Origin of the sequence: Sutterella sp., assembly GCF_030539355.1 — a bacterium.
GTDB lineage: Bacteria > Pseudomonadota > Gammaproteobacteria > Burkholderiales > Burkholderiaceae_F > Sutterella.
The window spans coordinates 1-5,439 of sequence record NZ_JAUNSF010000142.1 but is presented as its reverse complement, the minus strand read 5'-3'; the positions used below and the strand labels follow the sequence as shown (position 1 = coordinate 5,439).

At 64.7% G+C, this 5,439-nt stretch carries 3 protein-coding genes; 2 read left to right on the top strand and 1 reads right to left on the bottom strand.

All coding sequences use genetic code 11. The annotated features are described in order from the left end of the window. On the top strand, positions 1 to 447 hold a 447-nt coding region (locus Q4F91_RS12615; RefSeq protein WP_303338082.1), incomplete at its 5' end, for a DNA/RNA helicase domain-containing protein. Positions 448 to 532: 85 nt separating this feature from the next. On the opposite strand, the gene Q4F91_RS12610 is transcribed toward Q4F91_RS12615, so the two are convergent. Beyond that, positions 533 to 4,156, bottom strand: a complete 3,624-nt coding sequence (locus Q4F91_RS12610; RefSeq protein ID WP_303338081.1) for an autotransporter outer membrane beta-barrel domain-containing protein — start codon at positions 4,154 to 4,156, stop codon at positions 533 to 535. Between the two features lie 947 nt (positions 4,157 to 5,103). Here Q4F91_RS12610 and Q4F91_RS12605 point away from each other — a divergent pair. Beyond that, complete coding sequence (locus Q4F91_RS12605; protein ID WP_303338080.1) at positions 5,104 to 5,316, top strand: molybdopterin-binding protein; 213 nt, start codon at positions 5,104 to 5,106, stop codon at positions 5,314 to 5,316. Positions 5,317 to 5,439 lie beyond the last annotated feature (123 nt).

Below are 5,439 nucleotides of genomic sequence, written 5' to 3'. Positions count from 1 at the left end.
TGCTGGGAGTGGGACAAGGCTCACAAGGACGAAACGAACTTCCACGACATCCGGATCGGGGACTTCGGCATCAGCTGGAACCTTGACAACGGCTCGATCTACGCGACGAGCGAGACCTCGGTGAACGAGGCGGGCTGCATCCATACGACGCAGGGGCTTGAGTTCGACTATGTCGGCGTGATCATGGGCGACGACATCCGCTTTGAGAACGGCAGGGTCGTCACCGACTTCACGAAGCGCGCCTCGACGGACCAGTCCGTGAAGGGCCTCAAGAAACTCTTCAAGGAGAACCCCAGGGAAGCCCGCGAGCGCGCCGACGAGATCATCAAGAACACCTACCGCACGCTGCTCACACGCGGCATGAAGGGGTGCTGCATCTACTGCACCGACCCGGGCATGCGCGAGTACATCCGCGGACGGCTCGCGCTCGCCGCCGACCGCGGCTGAGCTCCCGCAGCAGACACCCTGGAACGACAGACCCCGCGAAAGGCTCGCGCCTGCGCGGGGTCTCCTGTTCTCGCCGGGCTGTAGATCAGAACCTCCAGCGGAGCTCCGCCCCGCCCGTGACGGCAGCGCCGTCGCCGTGAGTGAGCTCGCCCTCGAGCCGGACGGCCGCGCTGAAGCCCTTGTCATTCACGAGCTCAAGGCCCCCGCCGATCAGCCAGCGGTTGCGGTCGTTCCAGCCGACGCGCTGGCTGAAGGTGCCCGCCATGCCGGCGATCCCTGCCGTGAACTCACCCGCGTCCGAGAGAAGCTCGCGCTCGTAGCCGGCGTTCGCCGTCCACTTCCAGGAGAAGCCCGTCACCGCCGAGGCGATCGGCGCGGTCCCGGCCGCGACGCCGATCTGAGCTCTGAGCGACCGGTACCAGGCGTCGTCGATCGCAAGGCCGCCCACGTTGCCCTCAGTTTTGGAGGGCGTGCGGAGCACCGTGCCCGTGAGCCCGACCGACGGCCTGACGAAAAGCACGTCCGCGAGTTCAATCCTCGGGCCGGCCTTTCCGGAGAGCGAGGCGCTCCAGCGCGTGCCCTTCACCTCCTGGGACGACCCGAGGAGCGGCTGGACGCGCTCGGTCTCGACATTCGTGAAACCGATGCGGCCCGAGAGATCGAACCACCAGGTGTCCGCGGCGTCAAAGGCATTGGCCACCGAAGCGCCGAGCCACAAGCCCTGTCCGCGGGTCTTCGCGTGGAGATTGTTCTTCTCCGAGAAGTACGCGGCGGCGACCTGCCAGCCGATCTCCTGCCCCGGCTCGGTCACCGTCACGCCGCCCGCGACACCGGCGGCCTTGGTGCGGGAGTGCGCGCCCGCGGTGTTGTCCGCGAGCCTGCCGCCGAAGGGCTGCGCCCAGACGTGGCGGCCCGAGACCGCGGCATCGGCCGGACGGCGTGCAAGCGAGCGGTCGATGAGGCGCTCAAGCGCAAACTGGGCACGCACCGACGAGAGAAGCGCGTCACCCGTGAGCTCGCCGATCATGCCGGCCACCGTTCCGGAGTCCGGCGTGAAGTCAATCGCGGCGACGAGGGCCTGCGCCCGGCTGTCGGTCGTGTCACCGGCGCCGGCGTCAAGGATCGATGCCGCCGACCTTTCGGTCGCCGAGGCCGAGGGGTTGCCGGCCGCGAGCGCCTTCGTGTAGGCGTTCGGCGCGCGCGACGCCGTCAGGGTCGCGCCGCCGTCAGCCACCGCGAAATCAAGGGTGGTCGAAATCGCGTCGAGAAGATCCGGGTCCTCGAGGAACGCCTGCGACGTGAAGACCTCGGTCGAGATGCCGCTGTCGCCGTCCTCAACCACAAGTCCGCCCGCATCGGCCGCGGTCAGCACCGCCCCGGAGGCGAAGTAGCTCTCCTCGGGCACGAAGAGAAGCGTCAGATTGCTCGTCGCCGCGGCGAGAACCTCCGATTCCGTGTCCGCATCGTTCGAGGTCATGGCGTCGCCCGTCACCTTGAGCGGGTTGATCGTTCCGGTGCTCCTCAAGCCCACGACGAGGGTCGAGTCCGCTGCCTGCACGTAGTCACCTTCAATGGTCACGTTCCCCGTCGCGCCGCTCGAATAAAGAACGCCGTAGTTCACGAACGTTCCCTGCCGGAAGCCCGTGTCGGCGGAGACGCGGGCCCTGGCCTCGGTCTCGGAGTCAGGAGCCGCGGTGAGTCTGTAGGCGCCTGCGCCCTTCAGGGTCGCCTCGGGCCCGAGAACGACGCCGAGGACGGTCGCCGTGCCGGAATAGGCGGTCGTGCCCTCGCTGAAGGTGAGCCGGATGCCGTTCGCGCCCGTGATGTCGCCGGAGTAGGAGAAGGCGAAATCCGCCGCGTCCCCGAAGACGATGTCGGTCGTGAGATCGGTGCCGGCGGGCGCCCTGGCATAGACCCCTTCGTAGAGCGGGCTCTCGGCGAAGAGCGTCCCGTCCTCGGCCTCGGTAGAGAGGGCGTTCCAGTTTGAAATGATGTCGCCCTCGATCACGGCGCCCGAGGCAATGTTGATCCGGCTCACGAGCGCATTTTCCGAGATGTACACGGCCGCACCCTCGGGCGCGCTCACGGTGCCCGCGATGATGACCGACTCCATCAGGGCTCCCTCGAGCGCGTCAGGCAGATCCCGTGCGACCCAGGCGCCGTCCGACCTCCTCGAGCGGATCCAGGACCCGCGGTAGTCGAAGTGGTCGCCGAGTTCGTTGCTGCCGAAGTCAAAGGAGAGGGCCTTGCCGTTCGTGCCCGAGGCCGAGACGGCCGAGCCCGCCTCCAGGGTGAGAGAGTGCCCGCGGCCGTACGTGAAGCCGATGCCGGTGCCGTTTTCTCCATTGGCGGAGATTGTGACGCCGTCCCTGACGGTGATGCTGTTGCCGAGCCCGTCCACGCGGATGCCGAAGGATTCCGCGCCGTCGGCAAGCTGGTCCGCGGCGACGGCGATGGTGTTCAAAGATCCGTACACATGCACGCCCACGGCCCAGGACTGCGTGGAGGCCGTGCCCCCGAGCCATTCCCCGTTCTCTCGCGCCCCGAAGGCCTGCGTGATCGTGATCGAGTCGTTCCCGGTCTCGTAGACGGAGGTGCCGAAGAAGCGCTTGCGGTCGAATTCATAGCCGAGGTCCTGCAGCAGCGCGAGCTCGACCTCCATAAAAATTTGCCAGTTTCGGTAATACTGGTGACTCATCGCGGAGTTCTGCAGCTCGAGGTGCGAGAGATCGAGCGTGCCGGTCTCCACGCCGTTGATGGGGATGCCGCCCGTGACGGAATTGAGGACGGAAGGCTCAGCAAGAGTGCCGGTCTCATCAACGAAGGTCGTGTCGGAGTACCAGATGACGACGTTGTCCGCGGACTCGGGCGCGCCCTCATAGTTTCCGCGGAGCGCGTCGCTCACGTTCTCCCCCGTGAACTTGATGCCGCTGTCGGCATCGGAGGTGTAATACTGAAACTTGGTGGCGTCGTTCTTCGAGGGATCCACCGCGTCATCCGCACTGAGTCCCTCGATGGTCATGCCGGCCACGGCGGTCTTGCCGTAGATATCCCTGAGGTGGGAGGTCCAGATCGAGTATTCGTTCTCCTGCAGGACGAACGTCTCCTCGTCCTCCAGGTCGATCGTGTGCATGGAGATGATGCCGTACGCGTGGCCGAGTTCATGGACAAGGGTGCCGACCAGGTCGCCGTGCAGACCGTTCGAGGGGAGGGGGTTGAGCTCAAGCCAGCTCCACGATTCCTCCGTGGTCGGCTCGTTGATCATGATGATGCCGTCCTCCCCGTTTCCTTTGCAGGAGGCGACGCCGAGCAGGCAGGCCTCGAGCTGCGTCATGGCGCCTTCCTCGGTCTCGGTCCGGGAACTGCCGGCCGCGGCGTTGTCGTTGCGCCCGGAGAGGAATGCCAGGGTGACGGAGGGCGTCGCGGCCGAGGGCCCGAGGACGTCGCTCCAGTAGATGAAGCCTTTCTTCACGGCCGCGAGTTCGTCGGCCGTGAAGGTTCTGATGGCCGATGATGAATCGTCGAGGGTTTCGCCTGGCTCGTAGATCACGAGCTGAGCATAGACCGAGCCGTCCGCGCCCGGGACGTCAAGGTAGATCTTCGCCTGAGGGGCGGAGGGAACTGCGGCGAAGGCAAGGGCGACGGCGAGCGCGGTGCCCGTGAGCGCATGGTGCACGGGGACGGCGTGCGCGAGGGAAAACTTCTGCATCTGAGGGAGACCTGACTGAGAGGAGGGCACCCGTGGAATTCAGATTCCCGGGCATCCTGGAGTATCTCTCATCTTACAAAACGGCCTGCAGTCCGTCGTCCCCGCTCCGTCAGGCTTTCTGACGAAAGACAGAGGCGGCGCGTATACAGACTTTCCGTGCCCGGACACCGTCGGCAGACCTGAATCAGCGCCCGGAGGCGGTCGGAACAGGGAAAAGAACGGCCTTTACCCTGTTCATGGTATCCCGCATTCACGCTATTTTCGTGTGTCACATCAAAAATTCTTCTCCAGGGCGCTGCGGCAAAAAGGAACAGCCCTCGGCCGGTCCTCGACGCCACTGATGAACGACAGAAAAGCGTTCCTCCGGAAAAGGAAAACGGTTCGGGCGGGAAGCCGGCTGACAGGCATTGAGGAAGATCAGCGGCGCTGAGAGTCCGCCCGGAGCCATCCCCGACGGCCGACCGGAGACGTCGGCAGACAGCCGAAAGCCCAGGCATGACCGCCCGTGAAGCCCTGCGGGAGAAGGGTTCCCGCGGGGCGGGGAGGGCGCCCGGGGCGGCGTCCCCCGGGCGCCGGAGATACCCGGCAATGTTATTGAAGCGTTTTCCCCGGAAGGGCAGAACGGCGTTATTCCTTTCGTGAACAGCCAGTGTTTCGGATAACGAAGTTCACCGTTTTCCATTTTATGAAGAGCGGCCGCCATCCCTTTTCGGAACAGCGCCGAATTCCTTCCAGGGAATAGCGATGAACCGCGTAGCATACTGATTTTTATGTATTTCAATTTTTCTCAGCGAGTTCCCGAAAGCCCTTGCACTTTCGGTTTTCCGTGCGTAAACTGCGAAGCACTTGAGGCAGACATGAGCTGCCGTCGAAATTAACCAAAAGCGCAGATCGACAATTAAATCGATGCGCACCCAAAAATTAAATCTTTTTAAGGAATAAACATCATGCGTCTCTCCGCTCGCAACCAGCTCGAAGGCAAGATCATCTCCCTCAAGCAGGGCCCCGTCTCGACCGAGGTCGTCATTGAAACCAAGGCCGGCGAGAAGATCGTCTCCACGATCACCTCCGGCTCCGCCGAGAGCCTCGGCCTCAAGGTCGGCGCGAAGGCCTACGCCGTCATCAAGGCCTCCGCCGTCATGGTCGGCGTCGACGAGTAATCGTCACGCCTCCCGCCTGGAGCAGTGCGCCGCCCCGCCTCCTCAGGGGACGGCGCCCCTGACGACAACCCCGCAGGACTCGCTGAAGTTCCGCGGGGTTTCTTCTTCTGCACGACGGACAGG